Annotated in this window: 29 protein-coding genes; 18 read left to right on the plus strand and 11 right to left on the minus strand. The window is 33.8% G+C overall.

The window, feature by feature from the left end; all coding sequences use genetic code 11:
- Window positions 1-231 precede the first annotated feature (231 nt).
- From BUC29_RS08755 to metG, 3 genes are all read right to left on the minus strand, one after another.
- Window positions 232-531, minus strand: coding sequence for a type II toxin-antitoxin system RelE/ParE family toxin (locus BUC29_RS08755; protein ID WP_073415358.1), 300 nt, complete (start codon window positions 529-531; stop codon window positions 232-234).
- Entirely contained in the window at window positions 513-749 is a 237-nt protein-coding gene (locus tag BUC29_RS08760) for a hypothetical protein (RefSeq protein ID WP_073415359.1), read from the minus strand. Before BUC29_RS08760 ends, BUC29_RS08755 begins: the two co-directional genes overlap by 19 nt.
- A 150-nt stretch (window positions 750-899) precedes the next feature.
- Entirely contained in the window at window positions 900-2,957 is a 2,058-nt protein-coding gene (gene metG / locus BUC29_RS08765; RefSeq protein ID WP_073415360.1) for a methionine--tRNA ligase, read from the minus strand.
- 432 nt (window positions 2,958-3,389) lie between these two features.
- On the opposite strand from metG, the gene BUC29_RS08770 reads away from it, so the two are divergent.
- Window positions 3,390-3,617 (plus strand): CDGSH iron-sulfur domain-containing protein, encoded by a 228-nt coding sequence (locus BUC29_RS08770; protein ID WP_073415361.1) that lies wholly within the window; start codon window positions 3,390-3,392, stop codon window positions 3,615-3,617.
- 256 nt (window positions 3,618-3,873) lie between these two features.
- Here the strand turns inward: BUC29_RS08770 and BUC29_RS08775 are convergent, their stop codons facing one another.
- The 4 genes from BUC29_RS08775 to BUC29_RS08790 all read right to left on the minus strand — a co-directional run bounded on the left by BUC29_RS08775 (window position 3,874) and on the right by BUC29_RS08790 (window position 6,034).
- Window positions 3,874-4,188 (minus strand): YrhB domain-containing protein, encoded by a 315-nt coding sequence (locus BUC29_RS08775; RefSeq protein WP_073415362.1) that lies wholly within the window; start codon window positions 4,186-4,188, stop codon window positions 3,874-3,876.
- Window positions 4,189-4,203: 15 nt separating this feature from the next.
- The gene (locus BUC29_RS08780) at window positions 4,204-5,106 is read right to left on the minus strand and encodes a PhzF family phenazine biosynthesis protein (RefSeq protein ID WP_073415364.1); all 903 of its coding nucleotides are present in this window, start codon (window positions 5,104-5,106) and stop codon (window positions 4,204-4,206) included.
- 73 nt (window positions 5,107-5,179) lie between these two features.
- The gene (locus BUC29_RS08785) at window positions 5,180-5,737 is read right to left on the minus strand and encodes a YdeI/OmpD-associated family protein (protein WP_073415366.1); all 558 of its coding nucleotides are present in this window, start codon (window positions 5,735-5,737) and stop codon (window positions 5,180-5,182) included.
- Between the two features lie 18 nt (window positions 5,738-5,755).
- Window positions 5,756-6,034 (minus strand): hypothetical protein, encoded by a 279-nt coding sequence (locus BUC29_RS08790; protein WP_073415368.1) that lies wholly within the window; start codon window positions 6,032-6,034, stop codon window positions 5,756-5,758.
- A gap of 111 nt (window positions 6,035-6,145) precedes the next feature.
- Here BUC29_RS08790 and BUC29_RS21510 point away from each other — a divergent pair, with 111 nt between their 5' ends.
- The 11 genes from BUC29_RS21510 to proC all read left to right on the plus strand — a co-directional run bounded on the left by BUC29_RS21510 (window position 6,146) and on the right by proC (window position 18,171).
- Entirely contained in the window at window positions 6,146-6,319 is a 174-nt protein-coding gene (locus tag BUC29_RS21510; protein WP_167369527.1) for a hypothetical protein, read from the plus strand.
- A gap of 234 nt (window positions 6,320-6,553) precedes the next feature.
- The gene (locus BUC29_RS08800; RefSeq protein WP_073415372.1) at window positions 6,554-7,096 is read left to right on the plus strand and encodes a DMP19 family protein; all 543 of its coding nucleotides are present in this window, start codon (window positions 6,554-6,556) and stop codon (window positions 7,094-7,096) included.
- Window positions 7,097-7,239: 143 nt separating this feature from the next.
- A complete protein-coding gene (locus BUC29_RS08805; RefSeq protein ID WP_073415374.1) occupies window positions 7,240-8,784 on the plus strand; it encodes a patatin-like phospholipase family protein in 1,545 nt (514 codons plus the stop codon).
- Window positions 8,785-8,875: 91 nt separating this feature from the next.
- Complete coding sequence (locus tag BUC29_RS08810; RefSeq protein ID WP_073415376.1) at window positions 8,876-9,769, plus strand: hypothetical protein; 894 nt, start codon at window positions 8,876-8,878, stop codon at window positions 9,767-9,769.
- Between the two features lie 25 nt (window positions 9,770-9,794).
- Window positions 9,795-11,204, plus strand: a complete 1,410-nt coding sequence (locus BUC29_RS08815; protein ID WP_073415379.1) for a T9SS type A sorting domain-containing protein — start codon at window positions 9,795-9,797, stop codon at window positions 11,202-11,204.
- 154 nt (window positions 11,205-11,358) lie between these two features.
- Window positions 11,359-12,630, plus strand: a complete 1,272-nt coding sequence (serS, locus tag BUC29_RS08820; protein WP_073415381.1) for a serine--tRNA ligase — start codon at window positions 11,359-11,361, stop codon at window positions 12,628-12,630.
- An 89-nt stretch (window positions 12,631-12,719) separates the two neighbouring features.
- Window positions 12,720-14,501 (plus strand): tetratricopeptide repeat protein, encoded by a 1,782-nt coding sequence (locus BUC29_RS08825; RefSeq protein ID WP_073415383.1) that lies wholly within the window; start codon window positions 12,720-12,722, stop codon window positions 14,499-14,501.
- A gap of 141 nt (window positions 14,502-14,642) precedes the next feature.
- Window positions 14,643-14,954, plus strand: a complete 312-nt coding sequence (locus tag BUC29_RS08830) for a DUF4286 family protein (protein WP_073415385.1) — start codon at window positions 14,643-14,645, stop codon at window positions 14,952-14,954.
- A gap of 200 nt (window positions 14,955-15,154) precedes the next feature.
- Window positions 15,155-15,940, plus strand: a complete 786-nt coding sequence (rsmA, locus tag BUC29_RS08835) for a 16S rRNA (adenine(1518)-N(6)/adenine(1519)-N(6))-dimethyltransferase RsmA (RefSeq protein WP_073415387.1) — start codon at window positions 15,155-15,157, stop codon at window positions 15,938-15,940.
- Window positions 15,924-17,273: a magnesium transporter gene (mgtE, locus tag BUC29_RS08840; protein ID WP_073415389.1), complete on the plus strand. Its 1,350-nt coding sequence runs from the start codon at window positions 15,924-15,926 to the stop codon at window positions 17,271-17,273. Before rsmA ends, mgtE begins: the two co-directional genes overlap by 17 nt.
- 112 nt (window positions 17,274-17,385) lie before the next feature.
- Window positions 17,386-18,171, plus strand: coding sequence for a pyrroline-5-carboxylate reductase (gene proC, locus BUC29_RS08845; RefSeq protein ID WP_073415391.1), 786 nt, complete (start codon window positions 17,386-17,388; stop codon window positions 18,169-18,171).
- A 79-nt stretch (window positions 18,172-18,250) separates the two neighbouring features.
- Here proC and BUC29_RS08850 read toward each other — a convergent pair whose 3' ends face one another.
- From BUC29_RS08850 to nhaA, 3 genes are read right to left on the minus strand one after another with little or no spacing between them, the layout of a single operon-like run.
- On the minus strand, window positions 18,251-18,550 hold the full coding sequence (locus BUC29_RS08850) for an antibiotic biosynthesis monooxygenase family protein (protein ID WP_208610043.1): 300 nt from the start codon (window positions 18,548-18,550) through the stop codon (window positions 18,251-18,253).
- 20 nt (window positions 18,551-18,570) lie between these two features.
- Window positions 18,571-19,092, minus strand: a complete 522-nt coding sequence (locus BUC29_RS08855; protein WP_073415395.1) for a hypothetical protein — start codon at window positions 19,090-19,092, stop codon at window positions 18,571-18,573.
- A 50-nt stretch (window positions 19,093-19,142) separates the two neighbouring features.
- Window positions 19,143-20,288 carry a Na+/H+ antiporter NhaA gene (gene nhaA / locus BUC29_RS08860; RefSeq protein WP_073415397.1) on the minus strand — a complete coding sequence of 382 codons (1,146 nt, stop codon included), beginning with the start codon at window positions 20,286-20,288 and terminating at the stop codon, window positions 19,143-19,145.
- Window positions 20,289-20,543: 255 nt separating this feature from the next.
- Here nhaA and BUC29_RS08865 point away from each other — a divergent pair, with 255 nt between their 5' ends.
- The 5 genes from BUC29_RS08865 to BUC29_RS08885 all read left to right on the plus strand — a co-directional run bounded on the left by BUC29_RS08865 (window position 20,544) and on the right by BUC29_RS08885 (window position 23,401).
- A complete protein-coding gene (locus BUC29_RS08865) occupies window positions 20,544-21,491 on the plus strand; it encodes a 2-hydroxyacid dehydrogenase (protein ID WP_073415399.1) in 948 nt (315 codons plus the stop codon).
- Between the two features lie 210 nt (window positions 21,492-21,701).
- Window positions 21,702-22,127 carry a DUF805 domain-containing protein gene (locus tag BUC29_RS08870; protein WP_073415401.1) on the plus strand — a complete coding sequence of 142 codons (426 nt, stop codon included), beginning with the start codon at window positions 21,702-21,704 and terminating at the stop codon, window positions 22,125-22,127.
- A gap of 18 nt (window positions 22,128-22,145) precedes the next feature.
- Window positions 22,146-22,424 carry a TM2 domain-containing protein gene (locus BUC29_RS08875; protein WP_073415403.1) on the plus strand — a complete coding sequence of 93 codons (279 nt, stop codon included), beginning with the start codon at window positions 22,146-22,148 and terminating at the stop codon, window positions 22,422-22,424.
- Between the two features lie 66 nt (window positions 22,425-22,490).
- Complete coding sequence (locus BUC29_RS08880; protein ID WP_073415405.1) at window positions 22,491-22,730, plus strand: TM2 domain-containing protein; 240 nt, start codon at window positions 22,491-22,493, stop codon at window positions 22,728-22,730.
- 257 nt (window positions 22,731-22,987) lie between these two features.
- Entirely contained in the window at window positions 22,988-23,401 is a 414-nt protein-coding gene (locus tag BUC29_RS08885) for a DUF805 domain-containing protein (protein ID WP_073415407.1), read from the plus strand.
- 88 nt (window positions 23,402-23,489) lie between these two features.
- Here BUC29_RS08885 and BUC29_RS08890 read toward each other — a convergent pair whose 3' ends face one another.
- Window positions 23,490-25,292, minus strand: a complete 1,803-nt coding sequence (locus BUC29_RS08890) for a GNAT family N-acyltransferase (protein WP_073415409.1) — start codon at window positions 25,290-25,292, stop codon at window positions 23,490-23,492.
- 119 nt (window positions 25,293-25,411) lie between these two features.
- Here BUC29_RS08890 and BUC29_RS08895 point away from each other — a divergent pair, with 119 nt between their 5' ends.
- Window positions 25,412-26,173 (plus strand): exodeoxyribonuclease III, encoded by a 762-nt coding sequence (locus BUC29_RS08895; RefSeq protein ID WP_073415411.1) that lies wholly within the window; start codon window positions 25,412-25,414, stop codon window positions 26,171-26,173.
- The last annotated feature ends 118 nt before the right edge of the window (window positions 26,174-26,291 follow it).

Raw genomic sequence — 26,291 nt, forward strand, 5'->3', positions numbered from 1 at the left:
GCTTTAGGTGTGACAAAATATTCAAAAGAATAGATCAAGGGCAGTTTCCCGCTCCAGCACCATAACGAGGGTTCGCTTATTGTAAATTAATAAGTTTTATTTAAAGCCTCTTAAATATTTTGTCGAGACAAACTTACAATTATAAACTTATATAAAAGTAAAAAACATGAGAAATTTCTCATGTTTTTAATGTTTTGATTTTCAGAAAGAACTTAATCAACTTTGGGTCGATTATTTCACTTTTCTATTTTTAATATCTTGACGATTATCCCAAAATGATACTATTTCAATTTGACTTGCATTTATCTCATAGAATATTAAGTACACTTTCATAGAGATCACACGAGTTATTTTATTTGAAGTAAGCCTTCCAATTAATTCTGAATATGAAAGTGTTTCTAATAAATCTTCGATCTCATTTAAAAGTTTTAAACTGTAAGCAGGGCTTTCATTTCTAATGAAATAATATTCAAGAACATTTTGTAATTGCAATTTAGCCAAAGAAGACCAAACTATTTCTTTTTTAGCCATTCTCTCATTTCAGAAATTACTTCTTCATTTTTATGAAAATCCCCATTTTTAATTTCCATACGACTATTTTCAATTGCCTTTTTTTGGTCATTTGACAATGCATAAAGTTCTTGTTCAGATGAATCAAAAATAGTTTGTAGTGCATTTAGAAAATTCAAATCTTTAGAATCTTTGATTCTTGATATTAAATTCTTTTTTATTTGCGCAGTCAAGTCCATAATATTTCTTTATATACCCAAAATTAAAGATTAATTCTCAGATTATATTAATTGCTTAAGATTATTTAAGAAAGTGTTGTAAAACAAAGAAAGTTATCTGCCGAGATTTAGACCGATAACTTTCTTTTATATTATTTGAAATAAACTTATTTAGTTTACAGTCGCTCCATTCGGCGCATCAGCATCAGGATTTACAAAAACCAGTTTTCCTTCGGCATTTGTTGTCATTAAGATCATTCCCTGACTTTCAACTCCGCGTAAAGCTCTTGGAGCTAAATTAGCTAAAACAGAAACACGTTTCCCGATGATTTCTTCCGGAGAAAAACTCTCAGCAATTCCCGAAACGATTGTGCGAACGTCAATTCCGGTATCAACTTTAAGAACTAAAAGTTTGTTTGCTTTTGGCATTTTTTCAGCCTCAAGAATAGTTCCGATACGGATATCCATTTTGGCAAAATCATCAAACTGAATTATATCTTTCTGTGGTTCAGCTTGTTTGTTTTCGGCAAGGTTAGCGGTTTTTGTAGCTTCCAATTTATCTATTTGTTTTTGTATTTCTTCGTCTTCAATTTTAGCGAAAAGCAATTCTGCTTCTCCTATTTTATGTCCTGCAGCAATTAATTCGTCATTTTCAGCAACATCAGACCATTTTAGCTTCCCTTCATTTTTCAGGATTTTGGACAATTTAGCAGCTGTGAAAGGTAAAAACGGTTCAGATAAAACGCTCAATGCAGCAGCAATTTGCAATGCCACATACATTTGAGTTTTTACACGCTCCGGATTGTCTTTCATTACTTTCCAAGGCTCTTCGTCTGCCAGATATTTATTTCCTAAACGAGCGACATTCATCAATTCGCCTAAAGCTTCACGGAATCTGTAACGCTCAACCGAACTAGAAATAACAGCCGGATAAGCTTTTAATTCTGCTAAAGTTTGTTCATCAACTTCTGTAAATTCATTTGGCGTCGGAATAACGCCATCGTAATATTTGTTGGTTAAAACTACAACGCGGTTTACGAAGTTTCCAAAAATGGCAACTAATTCATTGTTATTTCTAGCCTGAAAATCTTTCCAGGTAAAATCATTATCTTTTGTTTCTGGTGCATTTGATGTTAAAGCGTAACGCAAAACATCCTGCTTATCTGGGAATTCTTCTAAATATTCGTGTAACCAAACTGCCCAGTTTTTAGAAGTTGAAAGTTTGTTTCCTTCTAAATTCAGGAACTCATTTGCCGGAACGTTATCTGGTAAGATATAACTTCCTTCGGCTTTAAGCATTGCAGGGAAAATGATACAGTGAAAAACAATATTATCTTTTCCGATAAAGTGAACCAGTTTTGTTTCTTCATCTTTCCAATACGGTTCCCAGTCTTTTCCTTCGCGTGCAGCCCATTCTTTCGTAGACGAAATATATCCGATAGGCGCATCAAACCAAACATATAATTTTTTTCCTTCGGCACCTTCAACCGGAACATCAATTCCCCAGTCAAGGTCACGCGTTACGGCACGAGGCTCTAATCCTGCGTCGATCCACGATTTTACTTGTCCGTAAACATTGGTTTTCCAGTCATTTTTGTGACCTTCCAAAATCCATTCGCGTAAAAAAGCATCGTAACGATCAAGAGGTAAAAACCAGTGTTTAGTTGATTTTAAAATTGGAGTTTCGCCTGTAATTGTCGATTTCGGATTTATTAAATCTGTTGCATTCAAAGTCGATCCGCAATTTTCGCATTGATCTCCGTAAGCTCCGTCATTACCACATCTTGGGCAAGTTCCAACAACAAAACGATCTGCAAGAAACTGATTTGCTTTTGCATCGTACAATTGCTCTGTAACTTCTTCAATAAAATCGCCTTTATCATACAAAGTTCTAAAGAATTCCGAAGCCGTATCGTGATGAATTTTTGCAGATGTTCTTGAATAATTATCAAATGAAATTCCGAAATCAGAAAATGATTTTCTGATAATTCCGTCGTATTTATCAATAACTTCTTGTGGTGTAATTCCTTCTTTTTTGGCTTTCATCGAAATTGCAACACCGTGTTCATCGCTTCCGCAGATAAATGCAACGTCTTTATTTTGCAATCTTAAATATCTCGAATATATATCTGCAGGCACGTAAACCCCCGCCAAATGTCCAATGTGGATTGGTCCGTTTGTATAAGGTAATGCTGCAGTAATAGTATATCTCTTTGGATTTTGTATCATAACTCAATTTTATTGAGTGCAAAAATAAGCAATAGAATTGAGATTTTATTATTACATGGAGATTCGCAGGCAATTTCACAGAGTTGCACGAAGAAAAAGCACAGAGATTCGCTAAGTTTTTGGTTTTTTTGAATCTCGCAAAGTCGCAGAGATGCAAAGTTTTTAAGTTATTCAATTGCCTCCAGCTTTAGCTGGAGGTTATAAGAAGTCAATTTATCTGGCTTTAGCCAAAAGACATAGTTTGGCTAAAGCCGCTCTTGAGGACAATCATAAATTTCATCCAGCTAAAGCTGGACGCAATTAAATAAAAAACGTTGTGTGTCTCTGCGGAATTAAGAATTAAAATAGAACCAGTTTAAACTAGCATTCGCATCAAAATCTTCAGAATATATTTCGCAATCTTTGCATCCGAAAAAAACAAAAAACAAGTTTATGAGCAAGACAAAACTAATCATCAATAAAAACGGATCAATCAAAATTGAAGGTGATTTTGAAATCATGGATCCGGAAGGAACTGTTTACGGATTACAAGGAAGATCTGCACTAGGACTTTGCCGTTGCGGATTATCTGCAAACAAACCATTTTGCGACGGAGGCCACAGAAACGGATTCGAACACGATTCTAAAGCGTTTGATTTACCGCCGATGAAAACGAACTAATTAGTTTTTAAAAATAAAAAAAGCAGCATTTTCTGGATGCAGCTTTTTTATTTAGAGTCATTACACTTCATTATCTCGAGAGAAAATTAATTTAGTGTCTATACTAATATTTTGTAAATCAGTTTGTAGTGTTTTAAGTCTGGATTCAGAACCACTGTCTAAACAAAAAATCTTGCTGTCTTTTATTGTTTTGAGGGTATTCAAATCTAATTTAATATGGTTTTTTAATGCTATTAGTTTTGATTTCTCAAGAAGATTACTTTCTGTCAAAAAAAAGATTCCACATTTTTTCTTTCTCCTCGTATTCATAAGCTATTTCATTGTTTCCAGAATTACAAGGTATTTGGTTTCCTGTTTGTTTGTCAACAAGTATTGGTACGTTTCCGGCGTATATATATTTGGTGTCCCGATTCTGATTATGCCAAAATTGAGAATCATAATAGAAAATCCAGCCATACGGTTTTTCAATAGTAAGATGATCTAGAATAACAAGTGAATCACCATCTAAAGATTTTGAATTCTCTACTAATCTGTCAGAAATAATTTTTCTGGCTTCTTCAAAAGTGAGCATAATTAAAGAAAGTTTTTATATATAAAGTTCCCCCTTCATCGTAATTATCGAAGAACCTCCAACCAAAATATCTTCCTCACGATTCATAACTTCAATCATTGAGGCTTGTTTTAACCTTACGCCCTGAAGAATTTTATATTCTTTGTCGGATTTAGTGAATTTCTTTTGTGTTAAAAAACCAATTAAGGGACCCGCAGCTGTTCCTGTTGCCGGATCTTCATTTATTCCGATTATCGGGTTGAAAAATCTCGTTTCAACTATATGTTCCTGATCTTCATTGGCAGGGGTAAAACAATAAAAACCTTCAAAATTATATTCTTTTGAAATTTCGATTAAGAGTTTATTGTCTGGAACAAAGCTGTTTAGTAACTCACTGTTTTTTATAGGAACCATTGTGTGTGCTACTTCTGTTTTAACTACTGTTGGCACAAAAGCGTTTACATCCAAATCTTCAATTTTTAAACCAAGAGCTACAGCAATTTTGTAAGTTGGAATTTCCTGTTTAATAACAGCCGATTTTTGATGCATTTGAACAAGAGGATAAAACGTAACCGGATCAAAAGTAACCGTTAGCGGAATTGCCGAATCTTTCATGATTACAAAAAGTTCACTTTCGTTTTGTTCGTCAAAAATTGGCATTCCTTTTAGCAAAGCACCGCAGACCGCACCTAGTAAATTGTGTCCTGCACCGTCAATCTCGATTCCGGTTGGGGTAAACGAACGTACCATGAGCGCTTTTTCTCTAGAAGAATAATAGACAAATGAGGTTTCAGAATAGCCAAATTCTTTAGAAATATCTTTATAAGTTTCCAGTTTTAAATTGCCATCTGTAAAAACCACCGAAAGTGGATTTCCTTTGTAGCTTTCGTTTGAAAACACATCTAAAACGTAATATTCTAATGCTTTTCTTCCTTCCATTCCTTTTCTTTTTTAGCTGAGATTTTTTAAACGGAATAAAATTACATTTTATAAAACATCAAAACAACAGTATTTACAACATTCGTTTTCCTTCGGCACTAAATTTTATTGCTTTTTCTAATCTCGCAATTCTGGTTTTTTCTTGCTTGGCGCTCATAATCACATGAATTATTACTTTTCTGTACGATGGCGCCTGATTACTGAAATATTCCCAGGCTGTTTTGTTGGCTTTAAATTGTTTTTCGAGTTCCGGATCGAGAACATATGCTTCATTTTCATGCGAGTAAATTTTGGATCTTTCTTCAGATCTTAATTCGTAAGCTTTTATTCCGGCTTCTTTCATCAATCCGGCTTTTGTGAGTGCTTCAACTTTTTTAATATTTATAGCGCTCCAAATGCTTGATTTTTTTCTCGGTGTAAATCGTATCGTATAACTTTCATCATCAATAGTTTTTCGAATACCGTCAATCCAGCCAAAACAAAGCGCCTGATCTACAGATTCTGACCAGGTCATAGATGGTTTTTTCGTGCTTACTTTATAGAAACCAACTACAAGTTCAGTTTCTTTTTGGTAATGCTTTTCTAACCATTCTCTGAATTTTTCTTGGGTTGCGAAAAAAGTTGGGGTCATTTGTAGTATTTAAAAGTTCTACAGATTAGCAATAAATCTAACAATCCATAAAAGTATAATAAATAACAGAAAAGAAAACTGAACCTTATTGACTTTTTCATTTCCAAACCTTTTTACCAATAATCGATCAATCAACAAAACAAGAAAAACCGGAATTAAACCCATTAAAATGTAAATCCCTAATAATCCATCTTGAGCTGAATTTCCGGTTATCAGGATTATGGCATAAATTATTCCGGCTAAAATGGAGAGAATTCCTAAGATGAAAAATAGAGTTATGTTTTTTGGGAAGTTCATATAGTGGTTTTGATTATTTTTCTTGTACGAAAGAAAATTAGAACTGAAATAGTAAAATTAGTCAAAAGTTCGATTAAAGCTTCATGGCTAACTATTTCAAAACAACCTGTTATGAAAACCAATATCGAAAAGAAAATATTAAACCAACCAAATGGTAAAAGAAAAAAAACTTTGGCAGGGTTAGATTTCCAAAATTTTAAAAATGAAAGTAAAATAATCAATATACCAAGTCCTGAACTAATCCAGCAGCTCCATAAAAAAAATCCGAACGTTTCAAATCCGTGAAACCATCCCGGATCTTCGAAGAAATAAATAAAAAATATAATGACTGACCAGATATTGGTAATTAAAAGAGATGATAATAAACTTTTGTAAATAGTGTTTTTCATGATTTTGGTGGTTTTTGGTTAATAGAATTAACACTATACATTTATCATGCCGAAGGATTTATTAATTTAATTCTGGATCATTTGATTTTTTCCCTCAACTTTGCAAAACAAATCTCAATACAAAAACCAAATGGAAGAATTCGGCAAAATATTAGTTTCAGAAACAGCAGCAAATAGCGAAAATCCGCAGGACATTATCAATTCAAATATTTCGATAATTAATTTAATGCGCGAAGAAAAAGTAAACGACGACTTCATTCACGAAGATGCTTTATTGAGTTATTATTTAGATTATTATGCTTCGCAATATTCGGCTGGCAATTTTTCGCAGTTTGTCTACAATTCAGGCTGGAATAAAGAACTGAACGAATTAATCGAAGAAGGTTTGGCTTTAATTGGTGCCGAAAAACATTTAGAATTATTTCAGGCGCAGTCAAAAAGAGTCAAACTGCTGAGTTCGGTTAAAATTGGTAAATTTTTAAAAGGAAAGCTAGAAGGTGTAAACCCGACAAGAGATTTACTTAACAATAGTGCATTTTTTGAATTGGATGAAAATCTGGTTCAGCTTAATGCCGATTTCCTAAAAAACCATCCTGATTTTGAAGCGCTTCCGGTAGAAGAGATATTTGCCGTTTTAGAAGAATTTGTTGGGCATGAAATTAAAAGGGCTTAGACTTTTAAGGTTCAAAGAAGCAGAGTAACAAATGGTCAGAGGTTTTTTGGTAAAATTTAGCTAATCTTTTCTATCTTCACACAGCATTTGCAATATCTTTATTAATTTCGCTTTGAGTGATTTATCTATTTAAAATAGCCAAAATGAGATTTAAGTACTGCCCAGTTTTGCTCGTTCTTTTTGCACAAACAGCAATTTCTCAAAACAAAATCAACCTTTTTTCAGAGATCAATTACAATTCGATTCCTGCGGTTTCTTTAACAGATTATAAATCGGTTCAGGAAAGAGATCAAAAATTTCAAAACCCAAATATTGCACTGGGAATCGGAATTTCCGGCGGAGGCTCGCGCGCGCAGTTTTTCAGCATGGGCGTTCTCCTCGGGCTCGAAGAAATCAGTGAAAACTATCTCGAACGTAATTTTTTAAATGAAATCGATTATTACTCAACCGTTTCCGGAGGCTGTTTTTCGGCGGGATATTATTTAACGGTTCTTAAAAATAAACTCCATAACGACAACTGTTCCTTTAACGAATTTTATTTTTCAAAAGCCGATGCTTACAAAGATTATGTAGATAAATCGGCCAATATTTTATCACTTTTAAATAACAGCCGAAACGAAAAAGGCGATAAAATTCCGATGACACAGCGCATCGATGCAGACATTCTGCAATACGATATCACAAATCCTGCAAACAAAGACAAATTTGATACTCAAATGCTTTTGTCCGATTTTTTTGTTTCAAAAGAAAGTAAAAAAGAACCTTCTTTGCCCATGTTTGTGGCAAACGGAACCGCTTTTAATAACGGCGAACGAATTCCGTTTATGCCTCATATCATCAAAGGGTTAGCAATTGATGAATCACTCGCTCCGAATAAAGCTGATCTCGTTTTGAACGAAAACAAAATCAACGATGGTTACAATTTTCCGGTTACATACGGTATCACGGCAAGTTCTGCTTTTCCGGGAGTTCTGCCAAAAGTGAAATTCGGAATAAAAAATCAGGATAAAATTTTATGTATTATCGATGGCGGTGCATCAGATAATATGGGTTATAAAACGCTTGTCGAATTACTTCATGCTGATACTAAAGTTGAGGACAAAAATAAAAAGGCACTTTTTATTGATTGTCTGGGTCCAGGAAAAAAAACGCCTTATATCAATGATAAAAAAATAGGACTTCTTTCGTTGTTTGAAACAGCTTCACTTTATACAGTTCAAACAAGATACATTACTTTTGATAAAGATGTCGAAAATACTTTTGAGCGCTATAAAATTCCAACAAAGAATTATCAGATTATTGGTTTTACGACCATTCGAAGCCATTTACAAAAAATGGAAAAAGACGAAAAATATGAAGAATTGTTAACAGAATTAAAAAACACCAATGACGATTCTGCCGGCTGGTTTAAATTATATACTGATTTTAAAACTGATGTCGTAAATAGATTCGGCGAAAGTGCATTCAGAAAAAATAAAGACGGAGAAATAATTGCAGCAACACTTCAAAAAGATAAATTTTCAGAATTTTCGGCTGGCGAAGTTTTGTTATTATACGAATACGCATCGCACATCGAAACAAAACTAAGAATCAGACCCGAAGAAAGAGATATGCTGCTTTTGGCCGGAAGATTTGTAGTGTTTTTAAAAACCAATGAATTAAGAGAATTATTGGTAGAATATAAATAATTTATCAATTTTATTAAATTTTTGATTTTATTTAAAAAGCTAATTAAGAATAGTTTATATTTGATAGCCCCTAATTTTAAAATCAAATCCAATGAAAATTAAAACCTACTTAATTCTCAGTGGCGCTTTTCTATTTCTATCTTGTGGAAAAAACGAAAAACAGATCATTGACGAAAACGCCCCATCGTTAGCCGTTCAGTCTGAAACCCCAAAAGCAGTCGAACAGCTGGTTTTCAAAAAAAGCGAAGACATTGTGCCTTCTGAAGAACTCGATTTGAGCCTGCTCAAAAAAACCACCGAAAATCTAAACATCGAATATTCAAACATTAAAATTGAAGATGTAAGTTCTATTCGTTATAATGACAAAACAACTTTTTTTGTTATTTGTACTACCCATAAAAGCCAGAAAGCAAAATCAAAAGAAGAAGATTTAGGCAATTTCTACGAAAGAAAATACGTTTTTGTAAATAACGAAGACGGAAAAATTCTGGCTGAAGAAACAGATAAAAATCTTGGTTACTATGAAAATGAAGGTTTACGAGCTGCAAAAACTTATATTTTAAAAGATTTATTACAGTTGAATGAAAAAACTCAGGCAATTGCTTTAAGTACAGAAGTTTATTCAAACAGCAGAGTTGTAATGTATTCTGAAGAAAAGTTTACAATCGTAACTTTTGACGGTAAAAAAATGCATAAAGTTCTCTACGAATATCCTATCCGGTTGACAAACGGAGATTCGAACGGAGCAGGAACGTATCAAATAGAGACTTTAGAAACGGGAATAAGCCTTTCGGATTCAGAAACAAATGGTTTTTATGACATATTGGTTTCAAAAATCTTTACGTATGAAGATGCTGCCGAAGAAGATCTGGAAAACGATATTCAGAAAAAAAACGATCTGAAAGTCAAAAAAGAATTTCAAAAATTGAAGTTTGACGGAAAAACGTATAATTTTAAAAAAGACGATCAGAATCGTTTTCTGTAATTTCGCATTCAATTAAATTTTAAAAATGTTTAAAAAGATACTTTTTGCTTTACTGATTTGGCCTTTTTTCTTGTTGGCTCAGGAAAAGCAAAACGAAGTGTCAGAAAATGTTACGCGCTATTTTTATGAAAATCAGGTTGTTTCTGCTGCTATTTGGTATGGCGCAGATAAAAAAACCGATAGTTCAAAAACCTATTATCCAACCGGAAATTTAAACGAAGTTTTTTATTTTGATAAAGACGGATTAAAAGACGGCGATTGTTTTCAGTATAATAATCAGGGCGAAAAACTCGTGACCTGGAATTTTGCACACGGCAAAATGACCGGAAGAACAGATCATAAACTACCGTTTGCTAAAGACCGTGAAGAATCAGTCAAAAAAGCATTAAAAATGCTAACAGATATTAATGCTAAAACTAATTTTAATCCAGCCAATATTAACGATTTATACAATCGCGGCGTTTTGGGAGTTAGTCTTGGAAATAATACTTTGGCAATAGAAGATTTAAAAAAAGTTGAATATTCGATTGACAAAGATCCAAAAAACAAAAATCTTGTTCTAGCTGATTCTGCCCAAAAGAAAACAGCCGTTTTTAGAAGCAAACTTTACGACCGAATGGCAAGCGTTTATGCTCAGCTCGAAATGGATGGTTTTGCTTTCAATTATTATTACAAAGCAATTAGGAATGCACCCGATGATTATCGCATTTTATTTAACTTTGCAACATTGTTGCAAAAAAGAAAAATAAACGATCTTGCGTACCATTATTTTGAAAAAATAATAAAAGAAAAACCAAATCAACCTCAATCATACTGGGCGATTTCCAGGTTATTGACAGAAATGGGCGAATATAAAAAAGCATTTGAAAATATCGAGAAAGCTTTTCAATATGATAAAGAAAATCCAGAAAAAAGGCCTTCGTATGGAGGTCGGGATTTAAAGTCAATTCGCGGTTTGCTTTATCATAAACTTGGAGAATCTAAAAAAGGAATTGCCGATTTAAAAGCTGCATTAGAGACAAATAAAGAAAATGCCTATGCGATGAAAAATCTCGGGATTATTTATCTTGATCAAAAGAAATATGATGAAGCCTGCCAATTGTTTCAAAAAGCAAAAGAACTCAATTATTCTCAGATTTACGATGAAAACGATTTGGATGCCCTTTTAGAAAGTGCCTGCAATAAATATCCGTTAGAAAAATCATCTAAAACTAAGCTGTTCATTTCTCCAAATCCTGCACAAACAACAATTTCTGTAGAAAATCTTAATTCTAAAAACTTCGACTTTGAGTTTTTTAATTTTGAATCAAAATCGGTTTTAAAAGGAAAAACCAGCGAAGGAACAATTAACATCATCGCACTCGAATCCGGATTTTATGTTTTAAAAGTAACTTTTGGAGATTCTGCAGAAACTTTTAAAGTCATTAAAGAATAGATCAAAAACTCTCTGTACTTCTTTGCAAAAACTTCGCGCATCTCTGTGAAATTCACGAAATAACTTTAGAATAAACTTTCTATCTAATCTTAGCAAACATTTCATTAAATTTGCTTCCGTTATTAAAAAATACAATAGTTATAAAAAACAAGCTATGTTACAAATTGCATTTATTAGAGAAAATCAGGAGAAAGTAATCAAGGCTTTAGCAAAACGAAATATCGATGCTAAAAGCGTTGTTGAAGAGGTGGTGAAATTAGACGAGAACCGTCGTGCTGCACAAGTGGAGCTGGACAATACTTTGTCTGAATCTAATAAATTATCCAAAGACATTGGCGAATTAATGAAAGCAGGAGAGAAAGCCAAAGCGGCGATCTTAAAAGAAAAAACAGCGACATTAAAAGAAAAAAGCAAAGAACTTGGCGAAAAAGCAGAAGCTTTGGCAGTTGAGTTAACGAATAAATTATACACTTTACCAAACCTTCCGGCAGATATTGTTCCCGAAGGAAAAACTCCGGATGACAATTTGAATGTTTTTCAGGAAGGCGATATTCCGGTTTTGCACGAAGGCGCTCAGCCACACTGGGAGTTGGTAAAAAAATACGATATCATCGATTTTGAACTGGGTGTAAAAATTACCGGAGCAGGTTTTCCTGTTTACAAAGGAAAAGGAGCAAAGTTACAGCGTGCTTTAATTAATTATTTTTTAGATAAAAACACAGCTGCAGGATACAATGAAGTTCAGGTACCACATTTGGTAAACGAAGCTTCAGGTTACGGAACAGGGCAATTGCCGGATAAAGAAGGACAGATGTACCACGCAGGAGTTGATGATTTATATTTAATTCCGACGGCTGAGGTTCCTGTTACGAATTTATTCCGCGATGTTATTTTAAACGAAAGCGAACTGCCGGTTTTGCAAACTGCGTATACGCCATGTTTCCGTCGTGAAGCAGGTTCGTACGGGGCGCACGTTCGCGGATTAAACCGTTTACATCAATTTGATAAAGTAGAAATTGTTCGCATCGAGCATCCTGATAAATCTTATGAAGCTCTTGACGGAATGGTGGAACACGTAAAAGGTATTTTAAAAGAATTAAAACTCCCATACAGAGTTTTACGTCTTTGCGGAGGCGATATGGGTTTCACATCGGCTTTGACTTATGATTTTGAAGTATTTTCTACAGCGCAGGATCGCTGGTTAGAAATTAGTTCTGTGTCTAACTTTGAAACTTTTCAGGCAAACCGTTTGAAATTACGTTTCAAAGACAAAGACGGAAAAAACCAATTGGCACACACATTAAATGGAAGTTCATTAGCGCTGCCTAGAGTTTTGGCCGGAATTTTAGAAAATTACCAAACACCGGAAGGAATCGTAATCCCGGAAGTTTTACGTCCTTACTGCGGATTTGATATTATAAACTAAATTTTTTGTAATTTAGAGTTAAACCTGACGGGCTTTTAAAACCCGTCAGGTTTCTTAATTGTTTAAAATACCACATTAAAAACTGAAATATGAAAAACATCTTTATCTATATCGTTTTGTTGTGGTCGGGTTTTATATTCTCGCAAAACGAACAGTTAGCCAACAATTACTACGACAAAGGTGATTTTGAAAAAGCCAAAATCATTTACGAAGACCTTTTAAGAAGTTCTCCATCCAATACCCAATATTTTTTACGAACTATAGATTGTTATCAGCAGCTGCAGCAGTTTGATCTTGCTGAAAAAACAATTTTAAGTCGTTATAATGCTTATAAACAAGGCATGTTTTTAGTTGAATTGGGATATAATTACCAATTGCAGAAAAACGAATCTAAAGCCAAAAATTACTACGAACAGGCAATTGACAGAATCAAAACCAATCCCAATGATGTTTACGGAGTTGGAAATGCTTTTGAAAAAAAGGTTTTAATAGAATATGCCTTAAAAGCGTATCAAACCGCAATGCAGGTTCAGCCAAATTATAATTTCAATTTTCAGATTGGAATGTTGTACGGTCAGTTGGGGAAAACCGATTTGATGATTGATCTTTTACTCACTGAATCATACACAAATCAGCAAAATTCTAATTTGATTCAGACTCAATTGTCACGTTTTATGAATGGCGAAACGGATAATACAGCTTTTAAAGATGCCATGCGAAAAGCTCTGATTTTACGAACACAAAAAGATCAGGACGTTTTTTGGAATCATTATTTAAGCTGGTTTTATGTTCAGCAGAAAGAATTTGCAAAGGCATTTATTCAGGAAAAAGCCATTTACAAACGCGAACCAGAATCTTTAATCAGTATTGTCAATTTAAGCCAGTTTGCTTTAAATGAAGACGACACCGAAACGGCTTCTGAAATTCTCAACTTTATTCTTCAAAATACAAAAGATCAGGATTTACTAATTCAGACCAATGCCAATTTAATGCAGATTAAAATCAATAAGGCACAGGAAAAAGATTATCCCGCAATTACTGCTGAACTGCAGCAATTACTGGTTACTTACGAAATAAATCCTTTTACCTTATCTTTGCAGTTAATTCAGGCTCATTTTTTAGCTTTTAATTTAAAAAAGACAGAAGAAGCCAAATCAGTTGTAAAAAGAGCTTTAGAATTAAATTTGAATGCTTATCAGCAGGCTGATGCAAAGATGGAGCTGGCAGATATTTTGCTTTTAGAAGAAAAATACAATCAGGCGCTTATCTATTATTCGCAGATTCAAATGGATTTAAAGAATGATGTCATGTCGCATGAAGCCAGTTTGAAAGCCGCAAAAACAAGTTATTACAAAGGCGATTTTGAATGGGCTCTAAAACAGTTTAAAGAATTAAAATCGGCAAACACACAATTAATAGCCAATGATGCTCTTGAATATTTTTTACTGATAAATGACAATACCGCTGCTGATTCGACACAAACAGCTTTGAAACAATTTGCAAAAGGCGATTTTTTACTTTATCAGAATAAAAAACCAGAAGCTATTACTCAGTTTCAGTCTGTTTTAAAGAATTTTAAAGGACAGGAAATCGAAGCTGTAACATTGTTGCGTTTAGGTAAAATATACGAAAGTCAAAAGGATTTTCCTTTGGCTTTAAGCCAATATCAGCAGATAATAGATAATCACAGCGACGGAATTTATGTAGATGAAGCGCTGTTTTTCTCGGCAGAAATTTATAACGACGAATTAAAAGATCCAGAAAAGGCAAAGCCTTTATATGAAAAGGTAATTTTTAACCATCAGGACAGTATTTACTTTGTTGATGCCAGAAAAAAATACCGAGAATTGAGAGGAGACAAGAATTTATAATTTGGTTTAATCGGTTATTTGTTTATCCGTTTATTCGGAATTATCAATTGAATTAAAAGAATTAGTAATATGAGATGTATTTTAAGATTCTAAAAAAAACTTAGAACCTTAGCGCCTTAGTATCTCAGAACCTTAAAAAAAATGATAATTTTCAACGTTACTACCAATATACACGAAAGTGCACACGATCAATGGTTAAAATGGATGCAGGAAAAGCACATACCGGAGATTTTGGCGACACAAAAATTTTCTTCAGCGCGAATTGTAAAAGTTTTAGTTGAAGAAGAAATGGGCGGAGTTACCTATTCTGTACAATACATAACCGACAGCAAGGATACTTTAGAAAAGTATTATTTAGAAGATCAGCCCAAGTTTGACAGAGAAGCATTAGAATTATTTGCAGATAAAATGCTTACTTTTAGAACGGAGCTTGAGGTTATTTCAGAACATTAATTTTATTTCTCAGTCTCGGTTTTCAGTATACAGAATTGCCCACAGATTTGACGAATTTAATGGGTTGCACGGATTATTATACTTGAAATTTGTAAAAATGAGTGTAATTCGTGGCAAAAATGAAAAATATATACTAGAGTCTTTGACCCTTCGCTTTAAAAAGAATACTTTTGCAGCCTCGTGGCAAAACAGGTAAGAAAATGGAAAAAGTAAAAGCCAAAAAACATTTAGGACAGCACTTTCTTAAGGATGAAAGCATCGCAAAAGCTATTGCCGATACTTTGAGCTTAAAAGGATACGATGAGGTTTTAGAAATAGGACCGGGGATGGGTGTGCTTACTAAATATTTACTTGACAAACCAGTTCATACCCGGGTAATTGAAATAGATACAGAATCTGTTGCTTATTTAGATGCAAATTATCCAAAATTAAAAGATAATATTATTTCAGAAGACTTTCTGAAATACAATATAAACCAGATTTACGAAAACAAGCAGTTTGCTATAATTGGTAATTTCCCGTATAACATTTCATCTCAAATTGTTTTTAGAACATTAGAATTTAGAGATCAGATTCCGGAGTTTTCAGGAATGTTTCAAAAGGAAGTTGCAGAGCGCATCTGCGAGAAAAAAGGATCAAAAACCTACGGAATCCTGTCTGTACTGGCACAGGCTTTCTATGATACTGAGTATTTGTTTACTGTAAGCGAAAATGTTTTTATTCCTCCGCCCAAGGTCAAGTCGGGTGTGATGAAAATGACCCGAAAGGAAGATTATAGTCTTCCGTGTGGCGAAAAGTTATTTTTTACGGTTGTAAAAACAGCTTTTCAGCAAAGAAGAAAAACATTACGTAACAGTTTGAAAACATTTAATTTATCAGACAAACTGAGAGAAGACACTATCTTTGATAAACGTCCCGAACAGCTAAGTGTTGAAGAATTTATTGTTTTGACTCAAAAAATAGAAGCCGATGGAGTTCAAAGTTAGCAGAGAATTTATCCACCAATTAGAGGAACTAATCGTTAAGAAAAATGACAATGAACTTGAAATTTTACTTAATGATCTTCACCACGCTGATATCGCTGAAATTCTTGAAGAATTAGATTTTGACGAGGCGACATACATTTTCAAAGTTTTAGATAGTGATAAAACCGCCGAGATTCTTCTTGAACTGGAAGAAGACCTGCGTGAAAACATCTTAAGCAGGCTTTCGCCAAAAGAGATTGCAGAAGAGCTTGATGAACTTGAAACAAATGACGCGGCCGATATTATCGCCGAGCTTTCGCAGGAAATCAAAGCGGAGGTTATCTCTGAAATGGTCGATGTGGAACACGCAAAAGACATTGTCGAGTTATTGCGCTACGACGAAAACACGGCGGGTGGTTTGATGGGGAAAGAGCTTGTGAAAGTCAACGAAAACTGGAACGTTTTGACCTGCGTGAAAGAAATGCGAATTCAGGCCGAAAATGTGTCAAGAGTACATTCGATTTATGTAGTTGATGATGAAAACCGATTAAAAGGAAGATTGTCGCTTAAAGACTTATTAACTTCTTCAACAAAAACACAAATTGGGGACGTTTATATCCGAAAATTAAACTTCGTAAGAGTCGATACAGAAGATGTAGAAGTCGCACGTATCATGCAGAAATACGACCTTGAGGCAATTCCGGTTGTGGATGAACTAGGACGTTTGGTTGGAAGAATTACAATCGACGATATCGTAGACGTAATCAAGGAAGAAGCCGATAAAGATTACCAGTTAGCAGCGGGTATTACGCAGGACGTTGAATCAAATGACAGCGTTTTAGAATTGACAAAAGCTCGTCTGCCATGGCTTTTAATCGGGATGGTGATCGAAATTGTAGCATCTTTTGTTTTAAAAGATAACGAAACTGCTTTTCAGAAATATTCAACCCTGATTATTTTTGTGCCTTTACTTTCGGCAACAGCCGGAAATATTGGAGTTCAGGCATCAGCAATCGTTGTACAGGGTCTGGCAAACGGAACTCTGAAAGAATTCAGTAAAAGTTATTTCAGTAAAGAAATTACCGTTTCGATGATTTCAGGAAGTATAATTTCTCTTCTTTTATTGGGGTATCATTCGCTAATGTACCAGCAATACATGGTAGGAATGGCGATATCTATTTCAATGATTGTAGTTATTATGTTTGCTGCGACATTAGGAACCTTAGTACCGCTTTTTCTTCATAAAAATAAAATAGACCCGGCGATTGCAACTGGACCGTTTATTACTACAACCAATGATGTTTTTGGAATTATGCTCTATTTTGGAGTTGCCAAAATGATTCTGGGATTTTAATTTTTTGCCACAAATTAATAGATCACAGTGATTTAAAATCTGTAAAATCTGCGTAATTTACACGCCGAAAATCTGCTATTCAGCAGCCAAAAATAAATTAAAACCAAGCAGGATGAAAGTACACATTATAGGGGGAGGAAACCTTGGAGTTTCTATTGCCTTGGGAATTGCAAAATTTTCTAAAAATAATCAGGTAACAGTAACCAGAAGAAACACGGCGAGTATTCAATATTTAGCTGAATATGGAATTACGGTTTCAAACGATAATAAACATAACATTCAGGAAGCTGATGTGGTTATCTTAACAATTAAGCCCTATCAGGTTGATACTGTATTGGCTGAGATTCTTCCTGTAATTCAAAATAAAACTATAGCCTCGGCTGTTAGCGGATTATCTTTAGATATGCTTCAGTCAAAGACAAACAACGAATATCCGGTTGTACGTATTATGCCAAATATAGCCGCACAGTTTGGAGAGTCGGCAACGTGTATATCTTTTCCTGAAAAAGACAGAGAAAAAGCTTTACCGATTGTAGACTTATTTCAGGATTTAGGAACTGCTCCTGTAATCGATGAAAAACTAATGGATGCAGCGACAGTTTTAGGTGCATGTGGTACTGCTTATGCATTGCGTTACATTCGTGCATCTATGCAGGCAGGAATCGAAATTGGATTCGATTCTAATACTGCTCTTGCAATTGCAGCACAAACGGTAAAAGGAGCGGCTAAAATGCTTTTAGAAGAGCGTGTTCACCCGGAACAATTAATCGACCGCGTAACGACGCCTCAGGGCTGTACAATCGTAGGATTAAATGAAATGGAACACAATGGTTTCAGTTCATCTTTAATAAAAGGAATTAAGACGTCTTTGAAACAGATTAAAGGATTGTTAAAATAAAAATCTCAATTTATAAATTCCAAATCCCAACGAACAATTGGGATTTGGAATTTTTGTTTTAAGATTTGATAATAGTTGTTTAAGCAAAAACCTCAAAGTGTTCTACTTTTTCTTCAAATTCTAGTAAGAAATCATCATCTTCAGGATAATATTTTGCTTTTTCAAAATCTTCTCCTGCAAAATTCTTTATTACTTCAAGATTTTCCCAATAAGTGATTAGCGTAAAATGAGCTTCATTGTTTTTAATATTTCTCAAAAAAGACAATTTTATAAAACCAGTTGTTTTGGAATAATCCGGAATTGCTGTCTTTTTTGTAAACTCTGTATAAGCTTCATAATCTTCAACTTTTGTTTTCCCATGCCATATTCTTGCTATCATAATATTGAGTTTTAAGATTGTTATTTTTTAATAAGTTGAATATATTTCCTGCCACATTCTGATAGCTTTGTATATGAATTCATCGCATTCCCATAGTTTTGAATGGTGAGTGTATCCTTAACATAACCAGCAGTAATTCCAACCGGAATTTCTAATTCTTTTGAACCAGAAACAGAATCATTTTCTTCGTTGCTAATATCGCCTTCGTATTCATCCCATTTTATACCTTCTAAAACCAAATATTTTTCACCGGATTCTTCTGTAATAAAGTTTGAAATTCCTTTCAACTGCCTTGTTTTCGTTTTTAAGAAATACGAATAACCATTTTTGGTTTTATTTATTTCTAATGAAATTTTGCAGTCGTCAGCATTATTATTTTCAGGTTTTGTTTCATAAATTCCTTCTATAGAATCTTCATGGCTTTTTGTTTCGATAACAATTGTGTCTGCAGGAATATTTGCTTTTGATACTGAAACAGGCTTTTTATCGTTACATGACGATAATAAAACAAGGGCTGCAAATAAAGAATAATACTTTTTCATTTATTATTAAATTAATCTGTTTATATCTGCTAAAATCTGCGTTACGATAACTAAACGTTTTCCTTTTTAGTCAGGACAAGTTTTAAATAAGCAAATCCAAGTGCTCCCGAAAGTACAGAAGCAATTAAAATCGATATCTTAGAATAAAGAATTGTTTCGGGATCTTTAAAAGCCAGAAGGGTTATGAAGATTGACATTGTAAAACCAATCCCGCCCAGCATTCCGGCACCTAAAATATGTGTCCATTTTAAATTTTTGGGTAAAGCACATAAACCTGCACTGACTCCTATAGAAGAGAAAAGAGCAATTCCTAAAGGTTTTCCAATTACTAAACCCAGAATAATTCCAAATGCGTTTGGATGATTTAAACCTGAATGCCAGTCTGAATTTATTGTGATACAAGTATTGGCAACGGCAAACAACGGCAGAATTATAAATGCAACAGGTTTATGTAGAAAATGCTGCAGTTTGTATGAAGACGTTTTTTCGCCGCCATCGCCAAACGGAATTACGAATGCCAAAATTACTCCGGTAATTGTAGCGTGAATACCTGAATTTAGCATAAAATACCACATAATTATTCCGCCAATTATATATGGAATAAGGTTATGAATTTTCATTCGGTTTAACACAAAAAGAAGACACCAAATTCCAAGTGCAATTCCAAGATTTAGAAAAGAAATTGAAGTAGTGTAAAATATTGCAATGACAATTATAGCTCCCAAATCGTCAATAACGGCAAGCGCGGTTAGAAAAACTTTTAAAGACGCCGGAACTTTGCTGCCTAAAAGCGATAGAATTCCAATTGCAAAAGCAATATCAGTTGCCATAGGGATTCCGGCACCATTTTGCGTAGGAGTTTTAAAATTTAGAGCAAGAAAAATCGCCGCAGGAATAAGCATTCCGCCGAGAGCACCCATAATAGGCAGCGAAGCATTTTTAATATTAGAAAGTTCACCATGATAAATTTCGCGTTCCAGTTCCAGACCAATCAGCAAAAAGAAAATACTCATTAGCCCGTCATTAATCCAATGTGTTATTGAATGTCCGCCCAAATCTTTTTCCCAAAAACCAATATATGCCGCAGCAAAAGAAGAATTTGCGGCATACAAAGAAAAAATCGTGACAAATAATAAGAGCAATCCTCCAGATTTTTCGTTTTCAAAAAAGGCTTTAAAAGTCTTGGTTAATTTCATTTTAGAAAGATTGTGATGATTAGAAAAGAAGAAATTCTTTGAGGTTGTCTTCAAAGTTAAAAAAAATCTGACCGATAAAAAAGTTTAGAAGCAAAGCTTCAGAGAGACAAAGTTACAAAGTACAAAGTATATGCGATTTGACAAAGATTGGAGTATTTAACGGACTCTGTTGTGCGAAAACTTTACAACTTGAAATGTTTAAAGAGAACAATTAATATTTAGCTGTATTTTTGTTTTAATAAAATACATAAAAAAATGAGCATAAAAATTCTTCATATCGATAGTAATCACCCCGTTCTTTGGAATCAATTAGAAGAAGCTGGTTTTGAAAATCACGCTGATTTTAAATCATCTAAAGATGAAATTGAAGCCAAAATTGAGGATTATAACGGAATTGTAATTCGCAGCCGATTTAAAATCGACAAAACCTTTTTAGATAAAGCCACAAATCTTGAGTTTATTGCCCGTGTTGGTGCTGGTTTGGAAAGTATAGATTGTGACTATGCCGAATCAAAAGGAATTCATTTGATTGCAGCGCCGGAAGGAAACCGAAATGCTGTTGCAGAACATTCGCTTGGCGTAATTCTGTCACTTTTTAATAATTTAAATCAGGCCGACTCCGAAGTGAAAGCCGGGCATTGGAACCGTGAAAGTAACCGTGGTCATGAATTAGACGGAAAAACGGTTGGAATTATTGGTTACGGAAACATGGGAAAAGCTTTTGCTAAAAAACTTAGAGGTTTTGATGCTGAAGTTCTTTGTTACGATATTTTGGAAAATGTTGGCGATGAAAATGCAAAACAGGTTTCTCTACAGGAATTGCAAAAGAAAACGGATGTTTTAAGCCTTCATCTTCCATGGACTCCGCAAACCGATAAAATGGTTGATTCTGCTTTTATAAATGCCTTCGAAAAACCATTTTGGATTATTAATACTTCTCGTGGAAAAAATATAGTTACGGCAGATTTGGTCGAAGCTATGAAAACGAAAAAAGTTTTAGGTGCAGGACTGGATGTTTTAGAATACGAGAAATTATCATTTGAAACTCTCTTTCAGGACAAAAACACACCTGAGGCATTTCAGTATTTACTTGAAGCAAAAAATGCGTTGTTAACGCCTCATATTGCAGGATGGACTTTTGAAAGTCACGAACGACTGGCTCAGGTTATTGTAGATAAAATTAAAAAGGTGTATTCTAAGTAATTACTAAATTCAAAATTTAATTAGAGCTTCATTTTAAGAAAAGCATTTTAGACTTTAATAACAAGGCATTTCTGTAAAAGTAACATTAGGAATTAGTTTTTAAAATAATTTTTGTTTAATATTGTTTCCGATTTTTTTAACAAAATTTTATAAAGGAGGAGCTGAAAATCCTAAAAAGAGTAGGAATAAACTAACTAATTTTTTTTAATTATGATTGAATGGTACAAAAAAGTTGTTTTTGAAAACTATGCAAATTTTAAAGGCCGCGCAAGAAGAAGTGAATATTGGTATTTTGCTCTTGCAAATGGTATAATTTCATTTTTATTAATAATTATTGGATTAATACTTGGGGCAATATTTGGAGACGCTGTTACAGGAGCAGTAATAGGTTATATTCTTTTTGCACTTTATTCTTTTGCAACAATTCTTCCAGGATTAGGAGTAATAGTTAGAAGATTACATGATGTTGGAAAAAGCGGCTGGTTTTATTTTGTTGCTTTCATTCCATTTGCTGGTCCAATCTGGATTTTGATCTTATTATGTACAGAAGGTGATAGAGGTTCAAACCAATATGGTCCGGATCCAAAAAATGAGATTGAAGAAATTAATGAAATAGGTAAAGTTGAATTGCAATAATTAACTAAATATATAAAAATGGAGACTACAAAACCAGAATCATGGAATACACCATCAGAACCAAGACAAGAAAATAAAAAAGTTGCTGCCGGAGTCCTTGGTATTTTACTAGGCGGATTTGGAATTCACAAATTCATCTTAGGATATACACAAGAAGGAATCATTCAAATAGTAATCTCTGTGGTTACTTGCGGAATTGGAAGCATAATTGGATTCATTGAAGGAATCATTTATCTGACAAAATCAGACGAAGAATTCTACCAAACTTACCAAGTAGGTAAAAAAGGATGGTTCTAAAATATACTTAATCCCATTTGTAATCTGGCAAATGGGATTTTTTTATCAATTTTAAATAATCAAAATATGGAAGGCACTCAGGAGAATAAAAAAATAACGGCAGGAATTCTGGCTATTTTATTAGGAGCATTAGGAATTCATAAGTTTTATTTAGGATATAGTAAAGAAGGAGTAATTCAGCTTCTTTTAGGCCTTTTATGCGGAATTGGGGGCTTAATTGGTTTAATTGAAGGAATTATTTATCTCACAAAATCAGACGAAGAGTTTTACCAGACCTATCAGGTTGGTCAAAAACCTTGGTTTTAAAAGTAATAAACAACCTGGTTTTTAAATAAAAATTGTAAAAAGCGAGATCCCATTCAGGAAGAATGGGATTTTTTTATACATAGATTGAATATAGTTTCTCTATTCGAAAATTGAATCATTAATGTCTTTTTTTAATACTTTAATGTCTTTTAATTGCTTAAAAGCGTCTTTAAAACAAGTATTCTTGCGACTTGTTGAAAAAAAAAGACGGAGTAACTGAAAAGCCTTAAGAGTAGGGGAATTATTAAGATTATATTATGTTAGAAATGTACAAAAAAGTAGTTCTGCAGAACTATGCAAATTTTAATGGAAGAGCAAGAAGAAGAGAATATTGGTATTTTACACTTGCTAATATTATACTTTTTATTTGTTTTTTAATAATTGGAGGGTTACTTGGAGCAATTTTTGGAGATGCTGGAAACGGAGCAGGTATAGGATATGTATGTTATATTGTGTGTTCATTGCTTACAATGTTACCAACTTTAGCTGTTACCGTTAGAAGATTACACGATACTGATAAAAGCGGTTGGTTTATACTTTTAGGTATAATTCCGCTTGCAGGAATTGTTCTTTTGGTTTTTCTTTCTACTGAAGGAACAAGAGGTCCTAATCGTTATGGAGCAGATCCAAAAAATGAATATGATGAATTAAATCAAGTTGGTGTAGAATAAATTTCAAGCTAGTTTTAAATAAAAATTGTAAACATAAAATCCCATTTGTATTAGCAAATGGGATTTTTCTATTTTGGAGTAAATCTGATTAATCTTCCTTCTCAGATAATTTCCTTTCCAACTCAATCTGAAATTCTTCAATAACAGGTTTCATAGTACTTTCTGGAATATCTGCGATTCTAATGTACATTAAACCGTCAATAGCGTTGTTGAATAAAGGATCAACATTAAATGCTACTACACGTGCATTTTGTTTGATGTATTTCTTAATTAAAACTGGCAAACGTAAGTTTCCTGGTTCTAATTCGTCAATGATTTTGTCGAATTTGTTTAAATCAGATTCTGCTTCGTCGAAGATAAAATCTTTGTCAGCGTCTTTTAATTTTACTTTATAAGCCTTTTTCGGATGAATATATTGCGCAATATAAGGGTCATAATAGTTAGACTTCATGAACTCAATCATAAGCGATTTAGAGAAATCTGAAAACTGATTACTGATACTTACACCTCCAACTAAATATTTGTGCTCTGGATGACGTAAAGTGGTGTGAATAATACCTTTCCATAACAAAAATAAAGGCATTGGTTTCTGCTGGTATTCTTTTACAATAAATGCACGACCCATTTCGATAGATTTGTGCATCATATCATGAAGTTCCGGTTCAAACCTGAAAAGATCAGTTAAATAGAAACCTTCAATTCCGTATTTCGGATAAATCTCAGAACCCAATCCCATACGATAAGCTCCGGCAATTTTTTTGGTTTCATCATCCCATAAAAACATATGGTGATAATATTGGTCGTATTCATCTAAGTCAATAGATTCGTTGGTTCCTTCGCCTACTTCACGGAAAGTAATTTCGCGAAGACGTCCTATTTCATGTAAAATATTCGGAATCGACTTTGCTCTGGCGAAGAAAACTTCATAATTTTTACTTTGTAAAAATCGGCTGTCACTATCTCTTAATGCCTGAACTTCATCAATTAATTTTGATTCATTTGCCGGCGTAACGATTTTTTTAGGCGCTTTAGGAATTTTTAAACTTGCTGTGTCTATCAATTTGGTGTCTTTCTCAAAAGGATTAGCAAGCATATAAGTTTTACGTCTTAAGAATTCTGAATATTCTTCAAACGATTCTATTTCATTTTGTTCACTTACAGAAATAGGTTTTCCAATACGAACTTTTATAACGCGGTCTTTTTGTGTAAGCAATTCAGACGGCAGTTTTGCAGTACGCAAAGTGTCATCAATTTTAGAAAGCCAATAGAATAATTTACTGTTTTTCGCGTGAAAGTAAATAGGTACAACCGGAACTTTTGCTTTTCTGATCAATTTCAGAGCGCCTTCTTCCCAAGGTTTATCTACTACTAATTTACCGTCTTTATAAGTTGAAACTTCACCAGCAGGGAAAATTCCCAACGGTTTTCCGTCGCTTAAATGGCGCAACGTTTCTTTAATTCCAATTACGCTCGATTTTGCATCCTTATGATTTTCAAAAGGATTAACCGGCATAATGTATTTTTTCATCGGAACAATTCTATGTAATAAGAAATTGGCAATGATTTTGAAATTTGGCTCTCTTTCAAGCATCAATTTCAAAAGCAAAATCCCATCAATTCCTCCAAGCGGATGATTAGAAATGGTTATATACGCACCATCTTTTGGCAGACGTTTTAAATCTTCTTCCGGAATTTCGAACTTAATTTCCATTTCATCCAAAATTCCATTCAAAAAGTCAAGGTCTTCCAAATGTTTATTGCGATCGTAAATTTTATTCAGGGTCGAGATCTTAAGAACCTTCATAAGAATCCAGCCAGAAAAAGTACCGAGAACTCCGTACTTTTCAACATTTATTGCCTTTGCAACTTCTTTCGCGGTAACTAAACCCATTTACTATTTTTAAATTATTAAGGAGCGAACAAAGATAACAAAAAACTCTACTTTTCCTTTATTCAATTATAAACTTTCCACTTTTTTATTACATTTGAAATCCTAAAAAATACAATCTGATGAAAATTATTTCTTATAATGTAAACGGAATTCGTGCTGCAATTACCAAAGGTTTTATTGAATGGCTGCAAGCGGCCAGCCCTGATGTTATCTGTCTTCAGGAAATTAAAGCGACTCAGGATCAAATTCCTGTAGAAGCAATAACGGCTGCGGGCTATCCTTACCAATATTATTATCCTGCGACAAAAAAAGGTTACAGCGGTGTAGCAATATTATCTAAAATTGAACCTAAAAAAGTAGTTTACGGAACCGGAATTCATCATATGGATTTTGAAGGACGAAACCTTCGCGCTGATTTTGATGATGTTTCTGTAATGAGTTTATATCTTCCGTCTGGAACCAATATTGAAAGATTAGATCATAAATTTATGTTTATGGATGATTTTCAGAAATATATTGACGAATTGAAACTTACAATTCCAAACTTGATTATTTGCGGAGATTATAATATCTGCCATGAAGCTATTGATATTCATGATCCGGTTCGTAACAAAACGGTTTCGGGATTTTTACCGGCAGAACGTGCGTGGCTTGATAGTTTTATGAAATCTGGTTTTATCGATAGTTTCCGTCATTTCAATAAAGATCCGCATCATTATTCGTGGTGGAGTTATCGTGCAGGAGCCAGAGGAAATAATAAAGGCTGGCGTATCGATTATAATTTAGTGAGTGAGGTAATGGGACATCGTTTAAAACGTGCTGTTATTCTTCCAGATGCTGTACATTCAGATCATTGTCCCGTTTTGGTTGAGATTGATTAAATTTTGGTATTGTTCTTGTAGAGAAAATGCCGTTCAATATTTCTATATATTCCACTAAAAACTATGAAATAATTTGGAATTTAAATTTTGAAACTCAAAAGAGTAAAAATTATTAATT

It is taken from the genome of Flavobacterium defluvii, assembly GCF_900129555.1.
Lineage (GTDB): Bacteria > Bacteroidota > Bacteroidia > Flavobacteriales > Flavobacteriaceae > Flavobacterium > Flavobacterium defluvii.

What these genes read in the sequence shown, in the direction of transcription:
- mgtE (WP_073415389.1), top strand. Translation starts at nt 15,924, where the DNA reads ATGGAGTTCAAAGTTAGCAGAGAATTTATCCACCAATTAGAGGAACTA.
- BUC29_RS08865 (WP_073415399.1), top strand. Translation starts at nt 20,544, where the DNA reads ATGAGCATAAAAATTCTTCATATCGATAGTAATCACCCCGTTCTTTGG.
- rsmA (WP_073415387.1), top strand. Translation starts at nt 15,155, where the DNA reads ATGGAAAAAGTAAAAGCCAAAAAACATTTAGGACAGCACTTTCTTAAG.
- BUC29_RS08780 (WP_073415364.1), bottom strand. Translation starts at nt 5,106, where the DNA reads ATGGAAGGAAGAAAAGCATTAGAATATTACGTTTTAGATGTGTTTTCA.
- BUC29_RS21510 (WP_167369527.1), top strand. Translation starts at nt 6,146, where the DNA reads ATGAAAACCAATATCGAAAAGAAAATATTAAACCAACCAAATGGTAAA.
- nhaA (WP_073415397.1), bottom strand. Translation starts at nt 20,288, where the DNA reads ATGAAATTAACCAAGACTTTTAAAGCCTTTTTTGAAAACGAAAAATCT.
- BUC29_RS08805 (WP_073415374.1), top strand. Translation starts at nt 7,240, where the DNA reads ATGAGATTTAAGTACTGCCCAGTTTTGCTCGTTCTTTTTGCACAAACA.
- BUC29_RS08790 (WP_073415368.1), bottom strand. Translation starts at nt 6,034, where the DNA reads ATGAACTTCCCAAAAAACATAACTCTATTTTTCATCTTAGGAATTCTC.
- BUC29_RS08810 (WP_073415376.1), top strand. Translation starts at nt 8,876, where the DNA reads ATGAAAATTAAAACCTACTTAATTCTCAGTGGCGCTTTTCTATTTCTA.
- BUC29_RS08830 (WP_073415385.1), top strand. Translation starts at nt 14,643, where the DNA reads ATGATAATTTTCAACGTTACTACCAATATACACGAAAGTGCACACGAT.
- BUC29_RS08895 (WP_073415411.1), top strand. Translation starts at nt 25,412, where the DNA reads ATGAAAATTATTTCTTATAATGTAAACGGAATTCGTGCTGCAATTACC.
- metG (WP_073415360.1), bottom strand. Translation starts at nt 2,957, where the DNA reads ATGATACAAAATCCAAAGAGATATACTATTACTGCAGCATTACCTTAT.
- serS (WP_073415381.1), top strand. Translation starts at nt 11,359, where the DNA reads ATGTTACAAATTGCATTTATTAGAGAAAATCAGGAGAAAGTAATCAAG.
- BUC29_RS08870 (WP_073415401.1), top strand. Translation starts at nt 21,702, where the DNA reads ATGATTGAATGGTACAAAAAAGTTGTTTTTGAAAACTATGCAAATTTT.
- BUC29_RS08880 (WP_073415405.1), top strand. Translation starts at nt 22,491, where the DNA reads ATGGAAGGCACTCAGGAGAATAAAAAAATAACGGCAGGAATTCTGGCT.
- BUC29_RS08815 (WP_073415379.1), top strand. Translation starts at nt 9,795, where the DNA reads ATGTTTAAAAAGATACTTTTTGCTTTACTGATTTGGCCTTTTTTCTTG.
- BUC29_RS08755 (WP_073415358.1), bottom strand. Translation starts at nt 531, where the DNA reads ATGGCTAAAAAAGAAATAGTTTGGTCTTCTTTGGCTAAATTGCAATTA.
- BUC29_RS08825 (WP_073415383.1), top strand. Translation starts at nt 12,720, where the DNA reads ATGAAAAACATCTTTATCTATATCGTTTTGTTGTGGTCGGGTTTTATA.
- BUC29_RS08760 (WP_073415359.1), bottom strand. Translation starts at nt 749, where the DNA reads ATGGACTTGACTGCGCAAATAAAAAAGAATTTAATATCAAGAATCAAA.
- proC (WP_073415391.1), top strand. Translation starts at nt 17,386, where the DNA reads ATGAAAGTACACATTATAGGGGGAGGAAACCTTGGAGTTTCTATTGCC.
- BUC29_RS08885 (WP_073415407.1), top strand. Translation starts at nt 22,988, where the DNA reads ATGTTAGAAATGTACAAAAAAGTAGTTCTGCAGAACTATGCAAATTTT.
- BUC29_RS08855 (WP_073415395.1), bottom strand. Translation starts at nt 19,092, where the DNA reads ATGAAAAAGTATTATTCTTTATTTGCAGCCCTTGTTTTATTATCGTCA.
- BUC29_RS08850 (WP_208610043.1), bottom strand. Translation starts at nt 18,550, where the DNA reads ATGATAGCAAGAATATGGCATGGGAAAACAAAAGTTGAAGATTATGAA.
- BUC29_RS08785 (WP_073415366.1), bottom strand. Translation starts at nt 5,737, where the DNA reads ATGACCCCAACTTTTTTCGCAACCCAAGAAAAATTCAGAGAATGGTTA.
- BUC29_RS08800 (WP_073415372.1), top strand. Translation starts at nt 6,554, where the DNA reads ATGGAAGAATTCGGCAAAATATTAGTTTCAGAAACAGCAGCAAATAGC.
- BUC29_RS08770 (WP_073415361.1), top strand. Translation starts at nt 3,390, where the DNA reads ATGAGCAAGACAAAACTAATCATCAATAAAAACGGATCAATCAAAATT.
- BUC29_RS08775 (WP_073415362.1), bottom strand. Translation starts at nt 4,188, where the DNA reads ATGCTCACTTTTGAAGAAGCCAGAAAAATTATTTCTGACAGATTAGTA.
- BUC29_RS08890 (WP_073415409.1), bottom strand. Translation starts at nt 25,292, where the DNA reads ATGGGTTTAGTTACCGCGAAAGAAGTTGCAAAGGCAATAAATGTTGAA.
- BUC29_RS08875 (WP_073415403.1), top strand. Translation starts at nt 22,146, where the DNA reads ATGGAGACTACAAAACCAGAATCATGGAATACACCATCAGAACCAAGA.